Source organism: Pseudomonas medicaginis, assembly GCF_965119365.1.
In the GTDB taxonomy this organism is placed as follows: domain Bacteria; phylum Pseudomonadota; class Gammaproteobacteria; order Pseudomonadales; family Pseudomonadaceae; genus Aquipseudomonas.
Genome location: NZ_OZ221631.1, coordinates 6,542,174 through 6,566,432 on the forward strand (window position 1 = coordinate 6,542,174; position 24,259 = coordinate 6,566,432).

General features: G+C 61.3%; 18 protein-coding genes. 6 read left to right on the plus strand and 12 right to left on the minus strand.

The genetic code is table 11. The annotated features are described in order from the left end of the window. Positions 1-463: 463 nt before the first annotated feature. From ACMTA2_RS28905 to ACMTA2_RS28950, 10 genes are all read right to left on the minus strand, one after another. Complete coding sequence (locus tag ACMTA2_RS28905; RefSeq protein ID WP_413792807.1) at positions 464-1,462, minus strand: hypothetical protein; 999 nt, start codon at positions 1,460-1,462, stop codon at positions 464-466. Between the two features lie 228 nt (positions 1,463-1,690). Beyond that, positions 1,691-3,103: an aldehyde dehydrogenase family protein gene (locus tag ACMTA2_RS28910; protein WP_413792808.1), complete on the minus strand. Its 1,413-nt coding sequence runs from the start codon at positions 3,101-3,103 to the stop codon at positions 1,691-1,693. Continuing rightward, positions 3,100-4,158: a homoserine dehydrogenase gene (locus ACMTA2_RS28915; RefSeq protein ID WP_413792809.1), complete on the minus strand. Its 1,059-nt coding sequence runs from the start codon at positions 4,156-4,158 to the stop codon at positions 3,100-3,102. The genes ACMTA2_RS28910 and ACMTA2_RS28915 overlap by 4 nt, the downstream gene beginning before the upstream one ends. A 509-nt stretch (positions 4,159-4,667) precedes the next feature. Next, a complete protein-coding gene (locus tag ACMTA2_RS28920) occupies positions 4,668-5,105 on the minus strand; it encodes an Lrp/AsnC family transcriptional regulator (protein ID WP_053125728.1) in 438 nt (145 codons plus the stop codon). 11 nt (positions 5,106-5,116) lie between these two features. Continuing rightward, complete coding sequence (gene thrC, locus ACMTA2_RS28925) at positions 5,117-6,481, minus strand: threonine synthase (protein WP_413792810.1); 1,365 nt, start codon at positions 6,479-6,481, stop codon at positions 5,117-5,119. Positions 6,482-6,511: 30 nt separating this feature from the next. Beyond that, on the minus strand, positions 6,512-7,396 hold the full coding sequence (locus ACMTA2_RS28930; protein ID WP_413792811.1) for a LysR substrate-binding domain-containing protein: 885 nt from the start codon (positions 7,394-7,396) through the stop codon (positions 6,512-6,514). A gap of 59 nt (positions 7,397-7,455) precedes the next feature. Then, positions 7,456-8,886: an amino acid permease gene (locus ACMTA2_RS28935; RefSeq protein WP_413792812.1), complete on the minus strand. Its 1,431-nt coding sequence runs from the start codon at positions 8,884-8,886 to the stop codon at positions 7,456-7,458. 151 nt (positions 8,887-9,037) lie between these two features. After that, on the minus strand, positions 9,038-10,291 hold the full coding sequence (locus tag ACMTA2_RS28940) for a cystathionine gamma-synthase family protein (protein ID WP_413792813.1): 1,254 nt from the start codon (positions 10,289-10,291) through the stop codon (positions 9,038-9,040). Between the two features lie 341 nt (positions 10,292-10,632). Next, the gene (locus ACMTA2_RS28945) at positions 10,633-11,034 is read right to left on the minus strand and encodes a hypothetical protein (RefSeq protein WP_413792814.1); all 402 of its coding nucleotides are present in this window, start codon (positions 11,032-11,034) and stop codon (positions 10,633-10,635) included. 3 nt (positions 11,035-11,037) lie between these two features. Continuing rightward, positions 11,038-15,876, minus strand: a complete 4,839-nt coding sequence (locus tag ACMTA2_RS28950) for an RHS repeat-associated core domain-containing protein (RefSeq protein WP_413792815.1) — start codon at positions 15,874-15,876, stop codon at positions 11,038-11,040. Between the two features lie 520 nt (positions 15,877-16,396). Here ACMTA2_RS28950 and ACMTA2_RS28955 point away from each other — a divergent pair. The 6 genes from ACMTA2_RS28955 to ACMTA2_RS28980 are packed head-to-tail and all read left to right on the plus strand — an operon-like array spanning position 16,397 to position 22,141. Continuing rightward, on the plus strand, positions 16,397-17,020 hold the full coding sequence (locus ACMTA2_RS28955; protein ID WP_413792816.1) for a CDP-alcohol phosphatidyltransferase family protein: 624 nt from the start codon (positions 16,397-16,399) through the stop codon (positions 17,018-17,020). Between the two features lie 11 nt (positions 17,021-17,031). Further along, complete coding sequence (locus ACMTA2_RS28960; protein ID WP_413792817.1) at positions 17,032-18,789, plus strand: bifunctional alpha/beta hydrolase/class I SAM-dependent methyltransferase; 1,758 nt, start codon at positions 17,032-17,034, stop codon at positions 18,787-18,789. Continuing rightward, a complete protein-coding gene (locus ACMTA2_RS28965; RefSeq protein ID WP_413792818.1) occupies positions 18,789-20,132 on the plus strand; it encodes a phosphatase PAP2/dual specificity phosphatase family protein in 1,344 nt (447 codons plus the stop codon). The genes ACMTA2_RS28960 and ACMTA2_RS28965 overlap by 1 nt, the downstream gene beginning before the upstream one ends. Continuing rightward, complete coding sequence (locus ACMTA2_RS28970) at positions 20,122-20,577, plus strand: hypothetical protein (protein ID WP_413792819.1); 456 nt, start codon at positions 20,122-20,124, stop codon at positions 20,575-20,577. Before ACMTA2_RS28965 ends, ACMTA2_RS28970 begins: the two co-directional genes overlap by 11 nt. A gap of 9 nt (positions 20,578-20,586) precedes the next feature. Beyond that, positions 20,587-21,207, plus strand: coding sequence for a lysophospholipid acyltransferase family protein (locus ACMTA2_RS28975; RefSeq protein WP_413792820.1), 621 nt, complete (start codon positions 20,587-20,589; stop codon positions 21,205-21,207). A 1-nt stretch (position 21,208) separates the two neighbouring features. After that, a complete protein-coding gene (locus tag ACMTA2_RS28980; protein ID WP_413792821.1) occupies positions 21,209-22,141 on the plus strand; it encodes a phosphatidate cytidylyltransferase in 933 nt (310 codons plus the stop codon). Positions 22,142-22,379: 238 nt separating this feature from the next. On the opposite strand, the gene ACMTA2_RS28985 is transcribed toward ACMTA2_RS28980, so the two are convergent. Next, on the minus strand, positions 22,380-23,537 hold the full coding sequence (locus ACMTA2_RS28985; RefSeq protein ID WP_413792822.1) for a glutathionylspermidine synthase family protein: 1,158 nt from the start codon (positions 23,535-23,537) through the stop codon (positions 22,380-22,382). Positions 23,538-23,549: 12 nt separating this feature from the next. Further along, positions 23,550-24,251, minus strand: a complete 702-nt coding sequence (locus tag ACMTA2_RS28990) for a DUF1190 domain-containing protein (protein WP_413792823.1) — start codon at positions 24,249-24,251, stop codon at positions 23,550-23,552. Between the last annotated feature and the right edge of the window lie 8 nt (positions 24,252-24,259).

Below are 24,259 nucleotides of genomic sequence, written 5' to 3' on the forward strand. Positions count from 1 at the left end.
GACCCGATCGCGACTAAACGATGGGAGGCAGCTGTACGCAGGTTAGTCGACCGACGAGCTAAGAAATCGGCGCGCCCGAAGGCGCCCTGCGCACAGCCACCATCGAGTGCAGGAATGGGGATACCTGACTGATGGACGCTTGAGCGACTTAGCAACGACGGGCGACTAAACCCGATCACTGATGAGCAGTGACGGATTCAAACTACCGAGGTGACCCAAGGCGCACAAGCCGGCGGATTCTGGCGTAGTTGTAGGCAATGGCGCAAGGCGGTGTGGGTCAGGGCTGGTCCTAAGGCGTCACGATAAACATCTGACCGAGGTGTAGGGTGTCATGTCGCCAAAAGTCGATTTTGGGTACACGTTATTGGGATATGTTGTTGGTGGCGACTTGAGACTCGAGAGCGGTGGGAGCAGAGATATTGATATCGCGAGCAGGCTCGCTCCCACAGGGAGCGGATCAGACTCACGCTTGTGCAATCGCGCAAACAAAACTCCTGACGCGGCCGGCTTCAACACCCAACAAGCCTATTTCGGTTTCATCAATGGCTTGGAGTTGAACCAGGTTCATGCCTTCGCGCCGGTAAACTGCACTGCCCTCTGAATCCGCATGAACCACGTACCCCCCAGGCTTTACGCCTACACGAGTTTCATCGAGAGCAATACTGGCCGAGACCAGGATATGGAAATCCAGGACGTTGTTCTTATGCAAAACCGTCGCGCCAATGAAATGTTCTGCGCATATTTCCAAAGCCATCTGCAGCCCATGGACCGCTGGGGTTTCCCGATAGCTGCCCGGCATGAATATCTTGTTTTCCCAGAACTGCGCGTCATTCAGCTCTTCCAGCCCATCGTTTCCGATATTGGGGTAACGTTTATGCTGGTAAAAAACGTTTCCATTCCAAATGATGAAACCTGTGTTTCTAACGATTCCGTCGCCGGCTTTTGAACCTTCTGCGATCCGCTCCTTCGTAGCCGCTGCATAATCGCCATAAACCCCTTTGTTCATGCGGTCCCACCCCGGGATTTCATTCACGACCGCATCCATTTCCACACCATATTTTGCCTTGTTGATATTTCTGGCCTGACCCCACGATTTCAACTGCTGGGTTTCCCTTTTCCGCATCCTGGAGTCTGGGCGCTGCATTGACTTGAACCAAAGCGTCGTGCCTGGGACGAATATCAGCCATGGATTTCTGTTTGAAATATCTGCCAATGTTGCCCGGATGATTTCTTTTTCTTCCTCCGAAATAAACGAGGTAGGCATTTCCTTGGAGAAAAGATACTCGGGGGCGACGACAAGGCAATAATTCAGTTTATGTTGATCGACATGTTTGGCGAAGGCAGTTCTCGCCATGTACAGCAAAGCCCCGATTCTAAGCTGTATGCAGAGAAGGCTGTTCTCGACGGGGATTCTTAATCTGCGTGTATCGAATTCCCAAACCACCACCAGTAAGTTCGGCATCCTTTCCTCCCGCCTGGCTGCTGAGCGGTGCCGCAAGCCGGGTTGGCCGCATTCGTGTGAGAAGGCACTTGGCGCATATTCCAGGAAAATTCAGCTTAGATGAGCCAGGATGATTTGGCCGACAGCCCTTGAAAAATATTTGTGAAACGCAAGAATCGAGGCTTTTTTGGATGCCGCAAAAAAATCGGGCAGGTGACCAACCTGCCCGACGCCAACAACCCGAACCCATCACCCCAACGTATTCAAACAAACCACCTTCGGCTGGGTCATTTCCTCGTACGCAAACCGCACCCCTTCCCTGCCCAGACTGCCGTACTTGGAACCGCCAAACGGCATCGCATCAAACCGGAAATCCGAAGAGTCGTTGATCATCACGCCCCCCGCTTCGATCCGTCGTGCGGCACTCATAGCCGTGGACAGGTCGTTGGTGAAAATCCCGGCATGAAGCGCGTAATCAGGTTCGTTAGCCAACGCAATGGCTTCATCGAACGTGTCGAACGGCTGCAACACCACCACCGGGGCGAAGGCTTCATTGCGCCAGAGTCGGCTGGTGTGGTCGACGTTTTCCAGGACGGTCGCGGCATAGCAGGTGCCTTGCCGGCGGTGGCCGCAGAGTAAGGTGGCGCCTTGTTGCAGGGCTTCGTTGACGACCTGTTCGGCGTTCTGCGCGGCCTGCTGGGTGATCATCGGGCCGATGTCGGTGTTGGCGAGCAGTGGGTTGCCGACGACGAGGGCTTGGGCCTGGTTGACGAAGCGTTCGCGGAAGGCGGCGTAGATCGGGGCGTGGATGAGCAGGCGTTGGGTGCCGATGCAGTTTTGCCCGGCGGCCCAGAAGGCGCCGGAGACGCAGCTGTCGACGGCGGCGTCGAGGTTGCAGTCGCCCATGACGATGACGGGGGCGTTGCCGCCGAGGTCCATGGCGAGTTTTTTCAGGCCGGCGGTGCGGGCGATTTGTTCGCCGGTGACGAAGCCGCCGGTAAAGGAGATCATCCGCACGTCGCGGGCGGCGACCAGGGCTTTGCCCAGTTCCGCGCCGCCGGTGGCGACGGTGACCACGGTTTCAGGCAGGCCGGCGGCGACCAGGTACGAGACCAGTTTGAGGGCCGACAACGGCGCCAGCTCGGACGGTTTGAGGATCACCGCGTTGCCGCCAGCGATGGCCGGGCCGAGTTTGTGGGCGACCAGGTTCAGCGGGTCGTTGTAGGGGGTGATGGCGACGATCAGGCCAAGGGGTTCGCGGGTGAACCAGCCCTGGCGTGATTCGGCGCCTTCGTAGGCATCGAACGGTACGATTTCGCCGGCGTTGCGCTTGGCTTCTTCGGCGGAGAGCTTGAGGGTGTTGACGCAGCGTTTGACTTCTTTTTCGGCCTGTTTGAGGGTCTTGCCGGCTTCGTCGACGATCAGCCGGGCGAAGGCTTTGGCGTCGCGTTCGATGTTCAGTGCCGCTTGTTCGAGGATGCTTGCGCGGCGATGACGTGGCAGTGCGGCGCAGGCTTTGACGCCATTGCGGCCGGTCTCGAGCAGTTGCGGGACTTCTGAGGCGCACACGTCGGCGACGGTGCCGACGATGCTGCCATCAAATGGGTTGAGGACTTCGATGTGCGGTTCGACAACCGCCAGGGCCAGGCGCGATACGTTCACAGTTTGTGCTCCTGTTTGCGGGTTGCCGATTGGTGGATGTGGATGATGTCCGACAGCAGTGCGAAGGCGGTTTCGGTACGGCCTGCGCCCGGGCCCGAGACGGTAACGGCGCCGAGCAGTTCGCTGGTGAACGACACGGCGTTGGTGGCGCCGCTGATGCTGGCGAGTGGGTGGTCGTTGTTCAGCAGGCGCGGTTCGACGCTGGCGCTGATGGAGCCGTCGGCGTTGCGGGTGGCGGCGCCGATGAGTTTCCAGCGGGCGTCGTTTTGTCGGGCCTTTTCGATGTCGTCGAGGCTGAGGGAGGCGATGCCGTTGCACGTGACGTCGTTGACGGTGAGTTTGGCGTCGAGCAGTTCGTTGGCGAGGATGACTACCTTGAGGCGCACGTCATAGCCTGCGACGTCTGCCGTTGGGTCGGCTTCGGCGTAGCCCAGGGCTTGGGCCTGGCTGACGGCTTCGGCGAACCCGAGGCCGCCTTCCATGCAGGTCAGGACGAAGTTGGAGGTGCCGTTGAGGATGCCTTCGAAACCGGTGATCGAGCTGCCGGCCAGGGATTGTTTGGCGAGGCGAATGACGGGGGTGCCGCTCATCACTGAGCCTTCGTATTCGAAGGCGACGTTGTTGCGTTGGGCCAGGGCTTTGAGTTCGGCGCCGTGCAGGGCGATGGGGCCTTTGTTGGTGGTGACCACGTGCTTGCCGCGCGCCAGGGCCCAGCGGCAGAACGAGGTGGCGGGCTCGCCGTCCACGGGATTGGTGAAGGTGGCTTCGGCGATGATGTCGGCGCCGCAGTCTTTGATCACGGCTTCGTTGAGGGCGTCGACGGTGCCGCCGGGGAGTTGGGCCATGGCGCCTTTGGTGGTGGGCAGTTTGGCCAGTGACGCGGCGTCGAGGCCGTGGCGGTCCATCACCGAACCGAGGAACAGGTCGGTCACGCCGACGATTTTCAGGGTGAAGCCGAGTTCGGTTTTCCACTGCTGATTGCGCTCGGCAATCAATTGAGCCAATGCCCGGTTTACACCGCCGAAGCCGACCAGCGCGAGTTTGTATTCAGTCATTTTTGTTGTGTCCCTTGATCCGGGTGATGAGGTTGTTGGGATCTAGGTTAGGGGGGTGGGCTGGGCAGTGAAATATGCCAATTTGCTCTATTTCTTGGGCGTTTTGACCAGGGGAATGGCAGGCTGGCAGGCATTGGGAAAGCCAGTGTCGGGTGGCTTTTTTAGTTCAGGTTGGTGAGGTCCATTTGTGGCGAGGGGATTTATCCCCGCTGGGCTGCGCAGCGGCCCTCAAGAAGGTTGAACTCAATCAACCTTGTGCCCCGCGCCAGATGATTTCGGGTCTGCTTCGCAGCCCAACGGGGATAAATCCCCTCGCCACAGAGTAATTCGTTGTCATGAAGGGGGGGCTAAAAGTGGGGGGCCGCTGCGCAGCCCAGCGGGGATAAATCCCCTCGCCACAGAGTAATTCGTTGTCATGAAGGGAGTGCTAGAAGCGGGGGGCTGCTTCGCAGCCCAGCGGGGATAAATCCCCTCGCCACAGGGTTTTGTGGGTGGGCCAGACAACGCGCCTAGACCACCGACGACAGCACAAACGACGTCACGGTGTTCTCCACCCCCGGCAACGCCGAGATCTCTTTCCACACCTTATGCACCCGCTCCGGGTTCGCCGCGCCGACCCGCAGCATCAAATCAAACTCACCACTCATCACATCGCACTGCAGCACTTCCGGCATGGCTTGCAAGGCTTGCAATACCTCGGCGCCGCGCATGCGGTCGTAGCGGTAGACGAAGATCACCGCGTTGATGTTCGACGACGCTTGCGCGCCCTCCCCGGTGCGCACCGTGTAGCCCTGGATCGCGCCGTCGCGTTCGAGGCGTTCGATGCGTTGGCGTACGGCGTTGCGCGAGAGGTTGACCTTGGCTGCCAGTTCGGCGTGGGCGGCGCGGGCGTTGAGGCGCAGTTCGGCGATGATGCGTTCGTCGAGGGGGTCGAGAATTCGCTTCATGGGGCCTCCGGTTATAGGGCGCCGAGCAGTTGATGGAGGGCACCGAGGTCGTCCGGCTGGATGCGATGAATCTGCGCAGGGCCATGCTCGGAAACTGGACGCTGTTGCGCTGCAATGGTGATCCCCAACTCGCCGAGCAACTGCGCCGATTTAACCGGGGAGATCTCGCCCAAGGTCACCATCGGTGCCACCAGGCTGCGCCGATACAAGCGCGCCGCGAGCACGCCGGTGGCGGTGTGGGGGTCGATGACGTAGCCGGTGTCGCGATACAGCGAGGTGATTTCCTCCAGCGTCTGTTCATCGCTGACCGCGTACGAGTCGATGATCATCCGCGCCTGTAGCCAGCACTCGTTGGCGATGGTCATTTCGCCACGGGTTTCGAAGGTGTGCATCAGCGCGCTCACCGCTTGATCATCGTGGCCGTAGAGCTCCCAGAGAAACCGTTCCAGGTTGGAAAAAATCGACAAATCCATGGCCGGCGACAGGGTCTTGCTGGCGCGCAATCGCGAGTAGTGGTTCTTCAAAAAGAACTGATGCAGCGCGTCATTCTGGTTGGTGGCGACGATCATCTGCGTGATCGGCAAGCCCATTTTCTGCGCGATGTAGCCGGCATAGACTTCGGCAAAGCTCGCCGCCGGCACGCTGAAACCGATGGGCCGCTGCCCCCCGCCCAGTTGCAACACAGCGTGGAAATAAAACACCAACTGCGCCATGACGCTGACCCAGTTGCTGGAATTGAAACTGATCGCCTCATGCTGTCGGAACAGTTGGCTGACCAAGGTCTGGCATTCATCAAAACTGCCATCGACGGCCACTTGATGGACCCGCGGATGGACCGTCGCTTGCAGGTCTTGAAGCTGGTCCTGCGGCACGCCGGCCTCGGGGTAAATCACCACCAGGTCGGTCTCGTCGCAGTGCTTGAAGGCTTCGATGGCAGCCAGGCCGGTGTCGCCGTTGGTGACGCCGATCACCACGGCGCGACGCCCGCGCTTACGCAGGAAGTACTGCACCAGCCGCGCCTGCAATTGCGCGGCGAAGTCCTTCGAGGAGCGGGTCGGCCCATGGAACAATTCCAGGACCCACTCGTTGCGATCCACCTGATGCAACGGCGCCAGGGAGCGATGGCTGAACTGGCTGCCCGCGTCCTTGAGCACCCGCTTTAACTCGGCCTCGGGGATCGCCTCGCCCACGAACGGGCGCATCACCCGGTAGGCCAATTCGTCATAGGACAATGTCGACCAGTTGGCGATGTCCTGGGGTTCGAACTGCGGCAGTTCGACGGGGACGAATAGGCCGCCATCCTCGGCGATGGCCGACAGCACGACCTTTTCGAAATCGACCTGCACGGCTGAATTTCGAGTACTCACATAGCGCATGGTCAACTCCGGATATTCATTTGAAACGGCTCACTTGAAACGGTGCGCCTGCTCCACCAGCCAGGTGGAAAACCGCGCCGCGTCCGGGTGTTGCTCGGCCCCGGAACTGCGCACCAGGTAAAACGATTCGCTGGCTTCGATGCGCTGGGCGAAAGGTTCGACCAGGCGCCCGTCTTCCAGCAACTCGCTGACCATCGACGACCGCGCCAGGGCGATGCCCTGCCCCAGCTCGGCCATGCGCAAGGTGCAGACCAGCGTGTCGAACTGCATGCCGGTCGAGGAATCCACCGAGTCGGCACCGACCATTTTCAGCCAGTAACCCCAGCCCTCTTCGTAGCCCAGCACGTGCAGCAATGGATGCCTGGCCACGTCCGCCGGCACCTTCAGCGTCGTCATCAAGGCGGGCGAACACACCGGGAACAAGGTGTCCCAGGTCAGGCGTTGCGACACCAGGCCGGGCCAATGACCATGGCCCCAGCGAATTTCCATGTCGTCTTCGCCGTCCAGTTCCTTGACCCAGATGTTGCTGATGTAGCGGATGTCGACGTGGGGATGCACCTGGCGAAAATCCACCAGTTTCGGCGCCAGCCAGTGCACGAAAAACGCCAGGCTGCCGCGCACCTTGATTGGCCGGCGCTTGTGCTGGCCAAAGATCTCGTTGGTGCCCACCGCCAGTCGCGTGATCGCGTCCTGCACCACTGGCAGGTAGGCCTGGCCCTCCTCGGTCAGGCCCAGGCCACGGGGCAAGCGCTTGAACAGTGCCACCCCCAGGTGGCTTTCCAATTGGCGGATCTGCTGGCTGACCGCGCCCTGGGTCAAAAACAATTCGTCGGCGGCGTGGGTGAAGTTCAGGCAGCGGGCCGACACTTCGAACGCCCGCAGCCAGTTCAACGGGGGCAACGTTTTTTGCTTCATGATCTGTACCTCGTTGACCCCCACGCACCGGGCACGTTTGCCCGCCCCGTCGACGCGCCTTAGAACGCGTCGGACGGTTGTGCCACGAGGGCAACCGACAAGCGTCGCTCGCGGCTTTTGCGGGTAATGTAATACACGAAGTAACACCAGGCGATGAACGGCAAACCGAAGTACAGCGCCACCCGTTGTTCAGGGTCGAAGGCGATCCCGATGCACGCCAGGCTGCAGCACACCAGCGCCCCCAGCGGCACCCACGGATAGCCGCGAACCCGGAACTTGAGCTTGCGAATGTCGCCGCCGTTGGCCACATAGTGGCGCCGGAAAGCGATCTGGCTCGCGGCGATGCTCATCCACACCACCACCACGGCCAGGCCGGAAATCGACACCAGCGCCAGGTAGATGGTGTCGGCGGCAAACACGCTGCTGAGCAACGAGGCGGCGCCGCCGGCCATGCTGACGATGATCGCGTTGAGCGGCGTGCCCATGCGGGTCAGGGCCGAGAACTGCTTGGGCAGGTGGCCTTGGTCGCTGAGGGTCCAGAGCATCCGCGAGGCGGCGTACAACCCGGAGTTGGCCGCCGACAACAGGGCACTGATGATCACGAAGTTCATGATGTCGGCGGAGTACGGAATGCCGATGTAGGTGAACACTGTGACGAAGGGGCTCTCCACCAGGCCGGCTTGTTCGCGGGGCAACAAGGTCGCCAGGACAAAAATGGTCCCGACGAAAAACACCGCCAGGCGCAGCACCGTGGTGCGGATGGCGCGTGGCACATTGCGTTGCGGGTCCTTGGTTTCACCGGCGGCGATGCCAATCAATTCAGTGCCGGAGAACGCGAAGGACACCGCCAGCAGCGTCATCGCAATCGGCATGAAGCCGGTGGGGAAAAGTCCTTCACGGGTGAAGTTGCTCAAGCCGATGCTGTGGGCCTGGTCGATGTTCAACAGGCCGAGAATCGCGCCACCGCCAATCAGCAGGAACACCACCACGGTCAATACTTTGATCAACGACAACCAGAACTCGGTCTCGGCGAACAAACGCACCGAAATCACGTTGGTGAGGAACACCACGCCGGCGAACAGCGCGCTCCAGATCCACACCGGCGTGTCGGGAAACCATCGGGTCATCAGGATACCGGCAGCGGTGAACTCGGAACCAATGGCCACCGTCCACGTCAGCCAATACAGCCAGGCCACGGTGTAGCCGGTGCCGGGGCCAAGGAAACGCGTGGCGTAGGTGCTGAACGAACCGGTTTCGGGCATCTGCACCGCCAGTTCGCCCAGGCACATCATCACCATGTAGACCATGAGCGCGCCGATGATGTATGCGATCACCGCGCCCATGGGGCCGGCCTGGTTGACGGTGTAGCCGGACGTGAGGAACAGCCCGGTGCCAATGACGCCGCCTAACGCCAACATGACGATATGGCGCGTCTGCATTTCCTGTTTAAAACCGGCACGCGAATTAAGTTGTTGTTCTTTTATGGACATGGTTGTTCTCATGAAAGTTGTTAGGGCGCGCATCAACGTCCGCGACAAGTTATTGGGCAGAGTAAAAGTGCATCACCACTAAGCTTTATTATTATTCCTATTCATGAACGCCCCACTCACGGCCTTGTGGTGGGGTACCAACTTTCAAACTTCAGTTTGCGGCCTCGACATGGGCTTCATTGAGCTGCGGATTGAGGGTCTTTTTGACGAAGGCGAAGGCCTGTTTCAGATCGTCCAATAGATCGTCCGTGTCTTCGATGCCGACCGAAACCCGCACCAAGCCTTCGGAGATGCCCAGGGCCAGGCGTTCTTCCAAGGTGTTCTCGACATGGCTGGTGGTGCGGGCTGGGCCATAGATGGTTTCCACCGCGCCCAGGTTGCCCGCGCAATGGGCGAAGCGCAGGCGTGGCAGCAGCAACTTGACCGTGTCCATGCCACCGACCAGGACAAAACTGACGATGGCGCCGAAACCGGACATCTGCGCGCAAGCCACGGCGTGGTTCGGGTGGCTGGGCAAGCCAGGATAATTCACCGCCTCCACCAACGGTTCGGTGCAGAGAAATTCGGCCAGGGCCCGGGCGCTGTGTTGTTGCTGGCGCATGCGCAGGGCCAGGGTCTTCATGCCACGGATGATCAGGTAGGCCGAGAACGGGTCGAGGCTCGCGCCGTTGATTTCCCGATAATGCCGCACCTGGGCCATCAAGGCTTCGCTGCCACACACCAGGCCACCGAGCACGTCGCCATGGCCGCTGAGGAATTTGGTCGCGCTGTGAATCACCACGTCCACCCCCAACGCCAACGGGCTCTGGTTCAGCGGCGTGGCGAAGGTGTTATCGGCCACGACCACGGCACCGACACGCTTGGCCGCTGCCACCAGGCGCGGGATGTCGAGGATTTTCAGGGTCGGGTTGGTGGGGGTTTCCAGGTACAGCACCTGGCAACCCTTGGCGATTTCACGCTCCAGATCGTCGTGATCGAAGGTCTCGCACAAGGTCACCGCCACGCCGGTGCGCGGCAGGAACTCTTCGAAGATCTTGTTGGTGCCGCCGTAACTGTCCTTGGTCGACACCACGCGATCGCCGTGGGCCAGGAAGGTGTAGAGCACGCTGCTGATCGCCGCCATGCCGCTGCTGAAGGCCACGGCGGACTCGGCCATTTCCAGCTCGCGAATCTTGGCTTCGAGGGTTTCGACGGTGGGGTTGCTCATGCGGCTGTAGATAAAGCCGGGGGCCTTGCCCAAGGCAACGTCGTACCAGACGTCGATGTCGTCGTAACCGTACGCGGCGCTGGCCACGATGGGGGTTTGCGTGGCGTTGTAGGGGTGCCTGACTTGCTCCCCACCCCAAACCGCCCGGGTTCCTGCGCCTGCGTTATCAAGCCCTGTGCTGTCAGGTTTATTGTTCATTGAGGCTACTCACACTGAGGGGGTGGACGTTGAGCCATCCACCGGATCTGAGGGCCAATATAGGGAAAACCCGCGGGGCCGAGAAACGATGTTATCGGTGCCAAAGGGGTGTTTTTTTTAATGGCTGAGTGCGAAGCCGCGACCTGTAAGTCACTGATGAACCTGTGGGAGCGAGCTTGCTCGCGATAGCGGTGGGTCAGTAGCTATTGATGGTGACTGACACTCTGCTATCGCGAGCAAGCTCGCTCCCACATTGGGACTTCGATGACTTTTGACTGTGCAGTGGACCGCGAGTTATATCGCAATATCGATCAAAATATCTTGCTCCACACATCCATACTCTATTCATCCACATCCTTTATAGAATCCAACCAGAGAAAAAAATAATCTTTTTGTAGCTGAGGGTCACTCACTATATCTTGATCTTCATAATCGAATATATTAACAAGATCCGCTCTCGATGCACGTTTACCTAAGACATGTTCATAAGCAGCTATTCCTGAAGACATTTGCGAGGACATACTAGAAGGTCGCACACTCAGTTTAGCTCCCTTGCATAAAAATTTTGAATCAGAGTGCTCTTGGATAATTTTGCCAAGGCACTCATACACATCCACTCCAGAGTATTTTTTTGACCAACCGCTTTTGAAAGTCAGCAGGATGGTTGATTTACTTGCATTAACATCAAGCACCACCTCTTCTCTTCGACCATCTCTAACAATCGGAATAACTTGCTTCGTCATTTTTTATTTCCTTTGAGGATTGGGTAAAGAATACCCAACATAGGAACCATCCTTATTCAAGGGAGTGACTCCGATAATATCTTCAGTTTTTACTCGATCAGGAATGGCAATCTCACGCTCATAGCTATATGGAACATCGTTACGAGGCAACTCCTTGTTCACATCCCGCCCAGGAATTCTCTTTAGAATATACAGATATCCTTTCCGTGTATTATATTTTGTTCCAAAATAGGTCCCAATATTAACGTCCGTAGTTGTACTGACAAAATTACTGGGCGGGTTTCTGTTATCCCAAACATGAAGCAATAAATCAGTGCTTTTCCCCAAGCTCATAAAACCTTCTTTAAAAATGACTTCTGGCTTCCTTAAGTCTCCACGATAAAGATATGTAGGTTTAGGAGGGGATTTTACCCCCTCATCCACCCCAACCTTAACCGCCGGATCCTGCTCCTCAACCGCCGGCCGACACCCGCCCTTCCCCGGACAATCCACCAACCCCAACGGATCCACCCACCCCGTCGGGTTCACCGTGTAGCGGTACCCATTGAGCCCACCCGCCAACTGGCTCGGGTCGGGCGTCAGGTAGCGGCCGGTCCCGGGATTGTAGTAGCGGTGCCGGTTGTAGTGCAGGCCGCTTTCCGGGTCGAAGTATTGGCCTTGGAAGCGCAGCGGTTGTTCCAGTTGCTCGCCGTTGCCGTGCTGGAGTTCGGTGAGTTGGCCATAGCCGTTGTAGCGCGCCGACCAGACGATCTGGCCGGTGGGGTTGGTCAGTTCCTGGGGCGTGCCCAGATGGTCGAGGTGGTAGTAGAACGGGCGGGCGTCGGGGCCTTCGCCGTCGAGCAGGGCCAGTGGGCGGAAGGTGCCCGGTTCGTAGACGTAGCTGCGGTGGTGGCGCGGGCTGTTTTCGGCGACGAGCTGGTCGCCCTGCCAGAAAAATTCCGTGGTCAGGCCGTCCACGGTCTTGCTGATGCGTCGGCCAAAGGCGTCGTAGCGGTAGGACGTTTCGCGGCCATCGGCCTTGGTGACGCCGATCAGGCGGTGCTGGCTGTCGTAGCGGTAGGCGCTGACCAGGGCTTGGCCGCAGCGTTCGCGGATCAGGTTGCCAAAGGCGTCGTAGTCGTAGTGGCGGTCGCCCTCCTTCAGCAGGCGGTTGCCCTTGAGGGTGGTCGGCCCGGGGCGGTCCTGCATCAGCAGGTTGCCGGCCGGGTCGTGGCTGAAGTGTTCCGGCGGCTCGCTGTGGGAAAAGTCGATGCGGGTCAGGCGATCCAGCGGGTCGTACTGGTAGCTGCGGCGGTTTCGGTGGTCGGAAAGGGTCTGGAGGTTGCCCCGGGGGCTGTAGGCATAGTCGCGCCAGAACAGTTGCTGCTGCGGGCTTTGCCACACGGTCTGGGCCTTGAGGCGGCCCTGTTCGTCGTACGTATAGTCGCTGCGCAGTTGGCCCTGCTGGCGTTGCCGTTCGCGGCCGCCGTCAACGCGGTGTTCGGTCAGGCGCGCGCCGTTGAGGTCGATGGCGGTCAGTGCGCCACCGGGGGCGTGGTGGTAGTCGAGCTGGCTGTCGTCCGGCAGGCGCAGGTGGTGGAGGCGCCCGCAGGCATCGTAGCGATAGCGCAGGGTGCCCCAGCCCTGGTGTTCAGTGACCAGCCGATCCTGGGCGTCGTATTCGAAGGCCAGCGGATGGTCGCTGCCGTCGTCGACGTGGACCAGCCGACCCAACGCGTCGTAGTGGTACTCGATGGCCTGGCCGTCGGGCAAGGTCTTGACCCGCAGCCGCCCGGCCGCGTCACGCTGGTAGTGGGTGACCCATTGCGAACCGTCTGCGCCGTGCTCGGTTTTCTCCAGCAAATGGCCGTTGAGGTCATAGGCGTAGGCGGTGCGTTGGCCGTCGAAGCCGACTTGCTGCCGGATCAAGCCGTTGGGCGTGTAGTCCAGCTGATATTTTTCGCCGGATTCGTTTTCGATCTCGGTCAGCAACAGCCGCGCCGAATCGTAGCGGTACTTCAGCTCGCTGCCGTCGGGGTTCAGGCGACGGCTGACCAGGTGCAGGTCGTCGGCGTATTCGTAGCGGGTGATCCGGCCCTCTTCGTCGCGCGCGGCGATGACCTTGCCGTAGGCGTTGTAGCTCCAGGCCCGGGTGGCGCCGGTGGGCAGGGTCACCTGCAGCAGTCGGCCGACGGCGTCCCATTGGTAATGTGTGAGGGCGCCGTGTTCGTCCCGACGGCTGAGCAAACGCCCCAGGGCGTCGTAGGCAAAACACCGGCGACCGCCGTCGGGCAGGAGCTCTTCGGTCAGTTGGCCCAGGCGACTCCAGGTGAAGCGATGTTCGCCACCGTCCGGGTCATACCTCGTCAGCAGTTGCCCATGGGCGTCGTAGGCATATTCCGTGCGCTGGCCGTCCGGATCGATGCTTGCAACCACATCGCCCCGGGCATTGCGCTGGTAACGCCACACGGCCTTGCCACGGGAACGGGTGTGCAGGAAACCGTTGCGGTATTCGTAGGACGTCGGTGCCTCGTCCGGAGGAATCAGCGCCACCAGCCGTCCGACGTCGTCGTAGCGGTATTCGTTGACGGCCCCCAGCGGGTCCTGTTCGGCGATCAACCGGCCCTGTGCGTCATAGGCCTTGCGGTGCTCGCCGCCGTCGGGCTCGACCTTGCGCACCAGCCGCGCCCGGTCGTCATGGACATACACCTCCTGGCTGCCATCCAGGTGCCGGACCGTGACACGGCCGTCCTCGCCCCAGGTGTATCGGCTGTCCATCTGCGCAAACGAGGCCCAATGCCGTACACAACGGGACGCTGGTCCGACGCCTTGCCACTCCCAGTAAAAACTCGCCCCGCCAGCCAGTTGCCGCTGGAGGATGACGTGCTGGTCGTCGTAGTCGTAGCGTTCGCTTTCACCGGCGGCGTTGGTCGCTTCGATCAGTCGGAAGCGTCCGTCGTAGCGGTAGGACACCAGCGTCTGTTCGGTGCGCCAGGCGTCGTCGAGGGTCAGGGCCGGGTGGAAGCTCTGGTAGTCGACGGCCACCAGGTGACGCTGCTCATAACGCAGGCGCAGGGAGCGCCCGGCGCCGTTGTCCAGGCGGCTGATGTCGCCGTGGATGTTGCGCTGGAGGGTCAGGCGGTTGTCGTAGCGGTCGCTGAGGGCGGTCAGGTGACCGTCGCGAAAGTGCAGGAAAGGCGCGTTTTCGCCGGGCTGGGCAATGACCAGTTCGTCCGGCTCGCTGCCCAGGTAGATCGCCGCCCGGGCCAGGCTGTTATGGATCGCCGGACGCAGGGCATTGGGCAGTGGAAAGATCGTGCGGCGGTTTTCCTGGTCGACCCAGGTGACCTGCTCGCCCTGGAGTTCCAGGCGATGGGCCAGGGCATGGCTCCAGCCACGCCCGAGTCCGACGTCCAGATCGGCGGCGCTGGTGCGGTACAAACGGGTGAAGACGAACGGCAAGCGGCCATCGAGTGTGCCGTCGTCGAGGGTCAGCAGTTCCTCGCCGGTGACCATCGACACCGGGCAGCCGCTGGTCTGGGTCTGGTCGGCGGTGTCGGCGCTGTCGCCGTTGGGGTTTTTCGATTGGGCGGGGACGTCGTCGTGGGGTTCGTGCCTGCTCAGCCGGGTAGACGCTTGGGATTTTTCCCGCGCTACGGCGGCCGGATTGCTGACCGACAGGGGTGCGAAATGCTCAGGGGTGATGTGCAAAGGTCCGACAGGCGTCGGTTTTAGAGGCGCGCGCTGGCTGACCACCAACGGTTTGAGCACATCGGCATGCTGATTGAGCCGGTCGGGGGCGAGTTGGCCCAATCTCAGGCTCGACGCCAGCAACCATGCCCGGGCCCGCTCCGAGCGGACCCGGCCCAGGACGTTACCGCTCATGCGCAGCCCCAGGCCCAGCCCCCCGGTCAAACGCATCAGCAGGAAATTGATCAGCACCGAAGCGCGCAGCTCTGCGACGACTTCAGCCAGATACTGGGGCGGCAGCATCCGTAGCCAACTGGCGAACGCCGCCATGTGAACGAAGAGCAACGGCTCGTCGCTCAACACCATCAGCCCTTTGGCGATGGCCTCGGATGAAGCCTTCAGTAATTGCTCAAGCTCGGCCCGGGTCAGGTACTCCAAGAGCTTTTCGCTGTTGGCCTGGAGATCGGCCAGCAACCCGAAAACCTGTTTAACGTCGTCCCACAGCTGGTGCAGGGCCTTTTCGAAGCCGTGCCAATCGGCCTGTTGCAACACGCCGTAACGCTCGAGAAACCCGGCGTCGGAAAACGCCTTCCACAGCGGTTGAAACTGTTCCCACTCCGCTTTCAGCCAACCCTCGAGTTCGTCGATCACGCCTTGGTAAGACGCGTACAACGCCTTGACGTGAGCAGCCGTCACATGGGGAAAAAAGGTGATGCGATAACGCTGCCCCCGCCAACACTCACGGACTTCCAGGATGCCGCTGGGGCCGATCACGTGATGGATCGGCTCGCCAAACGTTTCCTGCCCGGGCTCGCCATCGATGACCGGTTCCAGCATCACCGGGGTGTCGCCAATCGGTACGAAGCGCGCCGCCTGGAACATGTGCACCAGCGTCAGCGGCCCCTCCGCCGGGCAGGCCACCACCGCGGCGCTGATGGGTGTGTCCAGGTTTTTTGGCGCCGCCAGGGACACCTCGTTGCCGACCTTGAACACTTGCTCAAGATCCAACGCCCAACCGGTCCAGAAGCTTTCAGCCCAGGCGTCGTAGTCGTTCAGGCAGGTGCGAAAATCCTGGAAAACCGCATCGACATCCGGCTGTTCGGGGTCCATGGCCGCCACCACCAGCAAGCCAATGGTGTTGTTCAGGGCCAGGAGTTTGTCGGGGGCAAACATGCAGGAATCTCGCGGTGCGGGGACGAACGCGAGACTCTGCCGGGGATGACAGGGGAATTAAGTCAGGGGAAGGGGACTAAGGATGTAGGGCGATTCGCTAAATTTTAATCGCTTGGCGTGGGAGCTCCATGGATGACTCTAAACACCGCGCCATAGCATTTATCCATGTGATCAGCGAGCCAATCCATTCGCAGCATTGAAACACTCCTTGTTCATTTGCCCTGGCGGGAGGGTTTGAGTCGGTTTTACCGCCACTGTGGATGCAGGCGGCCAGCAGGCTGAAGATCTTTTTGTTTGATGCACCGCGTTGGTTTTGGGGCTGCTGCGCAGCCCAACGGGGATAAATCCCCCCACCACAAAAGGACAGTTGAGCCCGCTCCCAGGTGGTTGTCCACCGGCAAATTTCGTTTTAGATGCCGACCCGCGCTCATTCCAAAGAAATACCCGCCAGCAACCCCTCAACCTATCGTAATCTCGCACCAGCATAAGCCCTGCCCCAAAATCGGCCGAGATATACCCAATGCCTTCCATCTACCAGCTCAAACCCGCCTTCCAAAACCTGCTGCGCCCCACGGTCCAGCGGCTCTACGACAAGGGTGTCACCGCCAACCAGGTGACGCTGCTGGCAGGCGTCATTTCGGTGTGGGTGGGGGCGGTGATCGCCGGGTTCGCCAGTCACCCTTGGGTGTTCGTGCTGGTGCCCATCTGGATGTTCCTGCGCATGGCCCTGAACGCGGTGGACGGCATGCTCGCCCGGGAGTTTGGCCAGCAATCGCATCTGGGCGCCTACCTCAATGAGCTATGCGATATCATCGCCGACACTGCCTTGATCCTGCCTTTTGCCCTGATTCCCGATGCCAGTCTGTTGCTCGTGTTGTTGGTCACGCTGTTGGCGTTGTTCAGCGAATACGCCGGCGTGCTGGGGGCGATGGTCGGGGCTTCGCGGCGGTATGACGGGCCGATGGGCAAAAGTGATCGGGCCTTTGTGTTTGGCGTGTTGGCGACCGGTGTCGCCCTGGGTTGGCTCGGGGCGCCCTGGGTCGATGGTGTGATGGCGGTGGTTGCCGCCCTGTTGGTATATACCTTGGTCAATCGGGTGCGTCATGGCCTGGGCCAAGTGAAGGAAAACGCTCCCTCAGCATAAAGGAACTTGCAATGCGCGAAGCCCAACACCGGACTTTCACCACCCACGATGGCGTGGAGCTGTTCTACCAACACTGGTCCGCTGTCGACGCGACAGCGAGTGAACCCCGCCAGGCCGTGTTGTTGTTCCATCGCGGCCATGAACACTCCGGGCGCATCGCGCACCTGGTGGATGAGCTGGACCTGCCCGGGTTCGACTTCTTTGCCTGGGACGCCCGTGGCCATGGCCAGTCGCCGGGCGAACGGGGGGACAGCCCGAGCTTTGCCACCAGTGCGCGGGACGTACAGACCTTCTGCGATCACATCGGCGCGGCGCATCAGATCGACGAAGCGAATATCGCCGTGGTCGCGCAAAGCGTCGGCGCGGTGATCGCGTCCACCTGGGTCCACGATTACGCGCCGCGCATTCGCGCCCTGGTGCTGGCGTCGCCGGCATTCAAGGTCAAGCTCTACGTGCCGTTCGCCCGTCCGGGCCTGGCGTTGATGCGCAAGTTTCGCGGTAATTTCTTCGTCAACAGCTACGTCAAGGCGAAGTTCCTCAGCCATGACCCGGAGCGGGTGGCGTCCTACGACAGCGACCCGTTGATCACCAAGGCCATTTCGGTGAACGTGCTGCTGGGCCTGTACGAAGCCGCCGACCGTGTGGTGGCCGATGCCCAGGCGATCCAGGTGCCGACGCAGCTGTTGATCTCGGGCTCGGACTTTGTCGTGCACCGCAAACCCCAGGAGCAGTTCTTCGAACGCCTGGGCAGCCTGCACAAGGAGAAGCACGTCCTGCCGGGCTTCTTCCACGACACCCTCGGCGAGAAAAACCGTGCGCCGGCCATTGCCAGTGCCCGTCGCTTCATCCTGCAAAACTTCGCCCGCCCGCTGGACCGCCCTTGCCTGCTGGACGCCGATCGCCTGGGCGCGACCTGCGCCGAAGCCGAAACCCTGGCCACGCCGCTGCCGCACAACTCGCTGCGCGACCTCTACTGGCGCATGACCCGCGCCAGCATGCGCTTTGGCAGCAAGTTGTCGGCCGGGGTGAAGCTGGGTTTCGACACCGGGTTCGACTCCGGCAGCACCCTGGATTACGTCTACCGCAACCGCCCCACCGGCACCTCGGCCCTGGGCAAGATGATTGACCAGAATTACCTGAACTCCATCGGCTGGCGCGGCATTCGCCAGCGCAAGCTGCACGTCGAAGAGCTGCTGCGCCTGGCGATGGGCGAGTTGCGCGCCCAGGACCGCGAGGTGCGCATCGTCGACATCGCCGCCGGCCATGGCCGCTACATTCTCGAAGCGCTGCAAGGCGTCAGCCCGTTGCCCGAGTCGATCCTGCTGCGCGACTACAGCGACATCAATGTGCGCGACGGCAGTGCGCTGATCGCGGAAAAAGGCTTGGGCGACATCGCCCGCTTCGTCAAAGGCGATGCCTTCGATCGCCAGGACCTGGCGGCGCTGGAACCCAAGCCGACCCTCGCCGTGGTGTCGGGCCTGTACGAGCTGTTTGCCGACAACCAACTGGTTGGCGGCTCCCTCGCGGGCCTGGCCGAAGCCGTGGAGCCGGGCGGTTTCCTGGTCTACACCGGCCAGCCATGGCACCCGCAACTGGAACTGATCGCCCGCGCCCTCACCAGCCACCGCGCAGGGCAAGCCTGGGTGATGCGTCGACGCACCCAGGCGGAGATGGATCAACTGGTCGAGGCGGCGGGCTTCCGCAAGATCACCCTGCGGGTCGATGAATGGGGCATTTTCAGCGTTTCGCTGGCCCAGCGAGTGCAGTAATGAGCGCCGTCATCGCCCCGGCCCGCGAGCCCGCACTGCTGAAACCGGCGGTGCTGTGGCTGCTGTTGTTGGCGCCGCTGTTCTTCACCACTTACGGCTTCGCCACCTGGGTCACCTCCCAGCGTGACGACGTCGGCACGCTGGTGTTCGCCTGGGAAAGCCACATGCCGTTCATGGCCTGGACCATCGTGCCTTACTGGTCGATCGATCTGCTGTACGGCCTGTCCTTGCTGTTGCCCACCAGCCGCGACGAACTCAAGCGCCACGCCTTGCGCCTGCTCACGGCCCAGGGGATCGCGGTCAGTTGCTTCCTGCTCTGGCCGTTGCGCTTCACCTTCCCTCGCCCGGAAATGGACGGGGTGTTTGGTTGGTTGTTCGAAGTGCTGGCGGGTTTCGACAAACCGTTCAACCAGGCTCCGTCGCTGCACATCGCGTTGCTGGTGGTGCTGTGGGTCTGCTATCAGCGGCATCTGCAGGGTGTCTGGCGCTGGCTGATGCACGGTTGGTTCGCGTTGATCGGCGTGTCGGTGCTGACCACGTATCAACATCATTTCATTGACCTGCCCACGGGTGCGTTGGCCGGTTGGTTGTGTGTCTGGCTGTGGCCGCTGGACCGACCGAGTCCGCTGCTGAGTGCCCGCCTGACGACAGACCCTGCCCGCCGACGCCTGGCCTTGCGTTGTGGCTTGGGCGCCACTGCGCTGTTCATTCCGGCGTTTGCCTTCGGCGGCGCGTGGCTCTGGCTGATCTGGCCGGCGGTCGCGGTGCTCATGGTGGCGCTGAACTACCTGGCGTTCGGTGCCGACGGTTTCCAGAAACGTGCCGACGGTCGCTTGAGTCCCGCGGCGCGCTGGTTGATGGCGCCTTACCTGGCGGCGGCGTGGATCAATTCTCGCGGCTGGACACGCAAACATCCGCAGCCGGACCTGATAGCGGAGAACGTCTGGCTGGGACGAGTCCCCACGCCGATGGAGTTGAAGGACAGCGCCTTTACCGGGGTCCTCGACCTCTGCGCGGAACTGTCCATGGACAGCACGGGCATCGCCTATCGCTCACTGCCGGTGCTCGACCTGACGGCGCCGACCGCCGAGCAATGCCTGCAAGCGGCTGAAGCGATCGAAAGCCTGCGCCAGCATGGGCCGGTGTTGGTCTGCTGCGCCCTGGGTTATTCGCGCAGCGCCACGGCGGTGGTGGCCTGGTTGCTGCACAGCGGCCGGGCAGCGAGCTTTGATGCGGCGATCGTGCAAATCCAGCGCGCTCGACCGCGTATCGTCTTGCACGCGGCACACCGTCGCGCGTTGGAGCAGTTATCCACAGCACAGGGGAATGTCCATGATCACTGATATGGAGCTCCACACCGTGGCGAGCCTGTTGCGCCGGGGCCATTCGCTGGATCAGCTGTCCACCGGGCTCACGCTGCTGGCGGTACTGCTGGGGTTCGGGCAGTGGCTGGTGGGCGTTATCGATCCGTGGTTGCTGCTGTTGAGTACCGCACTGATCGTCATCGGCGTGCTGGAGAAATACTGGGCGCTGCGCGTGGCGTTTGACGCCGACCTGTTCCAGCGCATGGCGGACAGCACCCAGTCCCTGGCCGAGCGCACCTATACCTTGGACCAGGCCCTCACCTCGCTGGGTCTGCAACCGGCCGAACGCGCCGGCCGTCTCTGGACCGAACGCCGGCACGGCGCGTTGTTGCTGCTGCGTCGGCAATCGCGGTTGCTGGCCGCACAAGTGGTCTTGACGCTGGGCTTCATCCTGGCCAGTCCCTGGCTAGCTTTCTCAGGATAAGGAATCCTCATGTTCGAACCCGTGGTCGCCAACCTCATCACCTCCGCCGCCCGCATGGTCACGGGCGCTCGCAGCCTGTGGCTCGGCTGTGCGCCGACGCCGGTGCAGCGGATCTACTTCGCCAACCACAGCAGCCACGGTGACTTCGTGTTGCTCTGGGCCTCGCTGCCGCCGGCGCTGCGCAAGCTCACCCGTCCGGTCGCGGGAGCCGACTATTGGCAAACCAGCCCGGTGCGGCGCTACATCATCAACCGGGTGTTCAACGGCGTGCTGGTGGACCGCGAGCGCAAGGACCCTGCGTACAACCCATTGCAGCCGATGCTCGATGCGTTGGAAAACGGCGACTCGCTGATCATCTTCCCGGAAGGCACGCGCAATCCGGAGGAAGGCCTGTTGCCCTTCAAGAGCGGGATCTATCACTTGATGAAGGCTCATCCCGAGGTCGAAGTGATCCCGGTGTGGATCGCCAACCTCAACCGCGTCATGCCCAAGGGTCGCGTCCTGCCCCTGCCCCTGTTGTGCACCACCAGTTTCGGCGCGCCGCTGTGCATCGAAGCAGGTGAAAGCAAAGAGCAATTCCTTGAACGCAGCCGCGCCGCGCTGCTGGCCCTGGCCCCGGAGCACGTCTGACATGGATCGATATACCCTGATGTTGTTTGGCGGGATCGGCGCCATTCTGGTGCTGGCTTCGTTGATCGGTTTCATGCTCAGGCTCAAGACCCGCGGCGCGCCGAACTCGGTCATCGACAACCTCAACGCCCGGATCAATGCCTGGTGGATCATGGTGCTGGTGATCGGCGTGGCGTTCTGGCTCGGCAACGCGGCGGTCATCCTGTTGTTCTACGCCGTGTCGTTCTATGCCCTGCGGGAATTCCTCACCCTCACGCCCACCCGGCGCAGTGACTACCCGGCCCTGGTGGCCGCGTTCTACCTGGCGCTGCCGCTGCAGTACCTGTTGATCTACTACGACTGGTACGGGCTGTTTTCGATCTTTATCCCGGTGTATGTGTTCCTGCTGCTGCCGATCCTGGCCTCCCTGGGCGGCGACAGCACGCACTTCCTGGAGCGCGCTTCCAAGGTTCAGTGGGGCTTGATGATCGCGGTGTTCTGCATCTCCTTCGTCCCGGCCCTGCTGACGTTGGACATCGCCGGTTTCGAAGGGCGCAACCTGTTGCTGATCGCCTACCTGGTGATCGTGGTGCAGCTCTCGGATGTGTTGCAGTACGTCTGCGGCAAGCTGTTCGGTAAACACAAGATCGCGCCGAACCTGTCGCCCTCGAAAACCGTGGAAGGGTTTGTCGGCGGCATCTTCCTGGCCTCGCTGATCGGTGGCGCGCTGTGGTGGATCACGCCGTTCAACCCCTGGCAGTCGTTCCTCATCGCCTTGCTGATCAACCTGCTGGGCTTTGCCGGCGGCATCGTCATGTCGGCGATCAAGCGCGACCGCGGCGTCAAGGACTGGGGCCACATGATCGAAGGCCACGGCGGCATGCTCGACCGGTTGGACTCGGTGTGCTTCGCCGCGCCGATCTTCTTTCATTTGGTGCGGTACTGGTGGACCTGAGGAAAGTCTTAGGCGAGCTCCCACAGGGGGCGTCGCTTGCCTCTACACTGGCACACTGCCAAGCACTCTTGTGGCGAGGGGATTTATCCCCGCTGGGCTGCGAAGCAGCCCTAAAAAGCCATACCTCGGTATTGCAGACAGATTGAGTTGAGTTCTCTTGGGGCTGCTTCGCAGCCCAGCGGGGATAAATCCCCTCGCCACAGATAAACCCCTCGCCCCAAGAGCGGATGGCAATCGGTCAGTCGAGGATCAGGTGCGGCAGGAACCGGCTGGAATCCTTGGTGATCAGGCTGTTGTCTTCCCGCACTCCAATGCCGGCCGCCTGGTCGCCGATGACCCAGGAGCCGATCAGCGTGTAGCTGTCGCCAAACTTCGGCAATGGCGCGAATTCCTGGAGGATGAACGGCGCGTCGGTGTAGGGGCCGTCTTCTTTTACGATCAGGCCATCAGCGGTCTGCAGCTCGATGTTGGCGCCTTCCCGGGAAAAGAATGGCTTGCGTACCCAGCCCTTGGGCACTGCCTTGCGGGTGTCGGTATCCAGGTGGGCCGCGAGCAGGTTCGGGTGGCCTTTGTTGAATTCCCACAGCAGCGGCAGGATGCCTTTGTTGGAGATGATCGACTTCCAGGCCGGCTCGAAAAACTGCGTATCACACTGGGCGATCGCTTCACCAAACGGCTCGTGGAAGATGAACTCCCAGGCATGCAACTTGAACAGGTGCGCCATCCAGCGCTCTTCCAGGTCGACGAAACGCCCATCACTGTTGAGACCGATGTCTTCGATATCGATGTGCCGCGATTCAATGCCGACCTTTTCCGCGATCAGGCGCAAGTAGTCCGTGGTGCCCTTGTCTTCCACCGAGCCTTTCATCGAGGCGAAATAGAACGGCTCTTTGATCTGCAACTGGGCGAAGGCCTGGTGCAGCTTGGTGTCGATGCTGTTGAACTGGTCGGCATGGGCCGGCAGCATGCCGCGCTCGATGCATTGCTCCAGCCAGCCCCACTGAAACGCCGCCGCCTCATAGAGGCTGGTCGGCGTGTCGTAGTTGAGCTCCAACAACTTGGCCGGGCCCGTGCCGTTGTAGGAGAAATCCATGCGCCCATACAGGTGCGGGTGGCCTTCGAGCCATGACGTGCGCACCAGGTCGAAGAACGACGCGGGAATGCTCAGGCGTTCCAGCAATTCTTCGCTCTGGACCACCCGGGCCACGAGGTCCATGCACATCTCATGGATCTCGGTGGTCGGGTCTTCCAGGTCGTCCTCGATCTGCTTGAGGGTGAACTGGTAGTACGCGCTTTCGTCCCAATAGGGTTCGTCGTCGATGGTGTGGAACAGAAAGCCGAGCTGCTCGGCGGTCTGCTTCCAGTCAGGACGCTCTGCGCAATGGATCTTCTTCATGGTGCCAGTTCCTCAACCGCCGGAGCGGCTCGAACCGCCCCAACCGCTGCGGGCACTGGACTGGCTGCCGAAGCCACCGCGAGACGTGGACGAAGCGACGGATATCGCCTTGCTGCTCTTGACGGAGTCGGTGTAGCTGCCATACCGCGCCTGGTTGGACTTGGTAAAGGTCGAGCCACTGGACACCCGCTGGTTGAGCGTCGAGGACCCAAAGTTGCCGCGATCATCGCGGTAACGGTAGACCGGCTCGGAGTAATAACTGCTGCGGTGGCCGCTCAACATGTTGCCGATCAGCATGCCGGTCAGCAGGTTGCCGAAGCCCGAACCACCCACGTTCGCTTCCGAAGCCGGCAACTGGGCCCGGGCGGCGTCGACCTCGGATTGCGTGACCTCGCCATCGGCACTCAACTCGAAACCGCCCAGCTTGGGAATGAACTTGCCGGCCGAGTCCTGTTGGCACCAATCGGGAACAAAGTCGGCATCGCAATCGGCCTGGCTGTCGTATACCGGGGCAATGCGACGATGCTCAGACAAGGCGGTCATGTAGGCGTTGGAACAAATGTCCACCGGCAGCTTTTCATCGACACATTGCTGGACAGACTGGAAGTTGTACTTCTTCTGCAACTTGTAGGTTTTTTCCGTTGGCCCGCAGCCGGATATCGCCAGGGCGACCGACGCGGCCAGCGAAAGCTGGACGTACTTGCTTCGTTTCATCGGGTTCT

Excerpts from the sequence above, each read along its gene's own strand:
- ACMTA2_RS28905 (WP_413792807.1), bottom strand. The coding sequence starts at position 1,462 with ATGCCGAACTTACTGGTGGTGGTTTGGGAATTCGATACACGCAGATTA.
- ACMTA2_RS28915 (WP_413792809.1), bottom strand. The coding sequence starts at position 4,158 with ATGACTGAATACAAACTCGCGCTGGTCGGCTTCGGCGGTGTAAACCGG.
- ACMTA2_RS28920 (WP_053125728.1), bottom strand. The coding sequence starts at position 5,105 with ATGAAGCGAATTCTCGACCCCCTCGACGAACGCATCATCGCCGAACTG.
- thrC (WP_413792810.1), bottom strand. The coding sequence starts at position 6,481 with ATGCGCTATGTGAGTACTCGAAATTCAGCCGTGCAGGTCGATTTCGAA.
- ACMTA2_RS28930 (WP_413792811.1), bottom strand. The coding sequence starts at position 7,396 with ATGAAGCAAAAAACGTTGCCCCCGTTGAACTGGCTGCGGGCGTTCGAA.
- ACMTA2_RS28935 (WP_413792812.1), bottom strand. The coding sequence starts at position 8,886 with ATGTCCATAAAAGAACAACAACTTAATTCGCGTGCCGGTTTTAAACAG.
- ACMTA2_RS28940 (WP_413792813.1), bottom strand. The coding sequence starts at position 10,291 with ATGAACAATAAACCTGACAGCACAGGGCTTGATAACGCAGGCGCAGGA.
- ACMTA2_RS28945 (WP_413792814.1), bottom strand. The coding sequence starts at position 11,034 with ATGACGAAGCAAGTTATTCCGATTGTTAGAGATGGTCGAAGAGAAGAG.
- ACMTA2_RS28950 (WP_413792815.1), bottom strand. The coding sequence starts at position 15,876 with ATGTTTGCCCCCGACAAACTCCTGGCCCTGAACAACACCATTGGCTTG.
- ACMTA2_RS28955 (WP_413792816.1), top strand. The coding sequence starts at position 16,397 with ATGCCTTCCATCTACCAGCTCAAACCCGCCTTCCAAAACCTGCTGCGC.
- ACMTA2_RS28960 (WP_413792817.1), top strand. The coding sequence starts at position 17,032 with ATGCGCGAAGCCCAACACCGGACTTTCACCACCCACGATGGCGTGGAG.
- ACMTA2_RS28965 (WP_413792818.1), top strand. The coding sequence starts at position 18,789 with ATGAGCGCCGTCATCGCCCCGGCCCGCGAGCCCGCACTGCTGAAACCG.
- ACMTA2_RS28970 (WP_413792819.1), top strand. The coding sequence starts at position 20,122 with ATGATCACTGATATGGAGCTCCACACCGTGGCGAGCCTGTTGCGCCGG.
- ACMTA2_RS28975 (WP_413792820.1), top strand. The coding sequence starts at position 20,587 with ATGTTCGAACCCGTGGTCGCCAACCTCATCACCTCCGCCGCCCGCATG.
- ACMTA2_RS28980 (WP_413792821.1), top strand. The coding sequence starts at position 21,209 with ATGGATCGATATACCCTGATGTTGTTTGGCGGGATCGGCGCCATTCTG.
- ACMTA2_RS28985 (WP_413792822.1), bottom strand. The coding sequence starts at position 23,537 with ATGAAGAAGATCCATTGCGCAGAGCGTCCTGACTGGAAGCAGACCGCC.
- ACMTA2_RS28990 (WP_413792823.1), bottom strand. The coding sequence starts at position 24,251 with ATGAAACGAAGCAAGTACGTCCAGCTTTCGCTGGCCGCGTCGGTCGCC.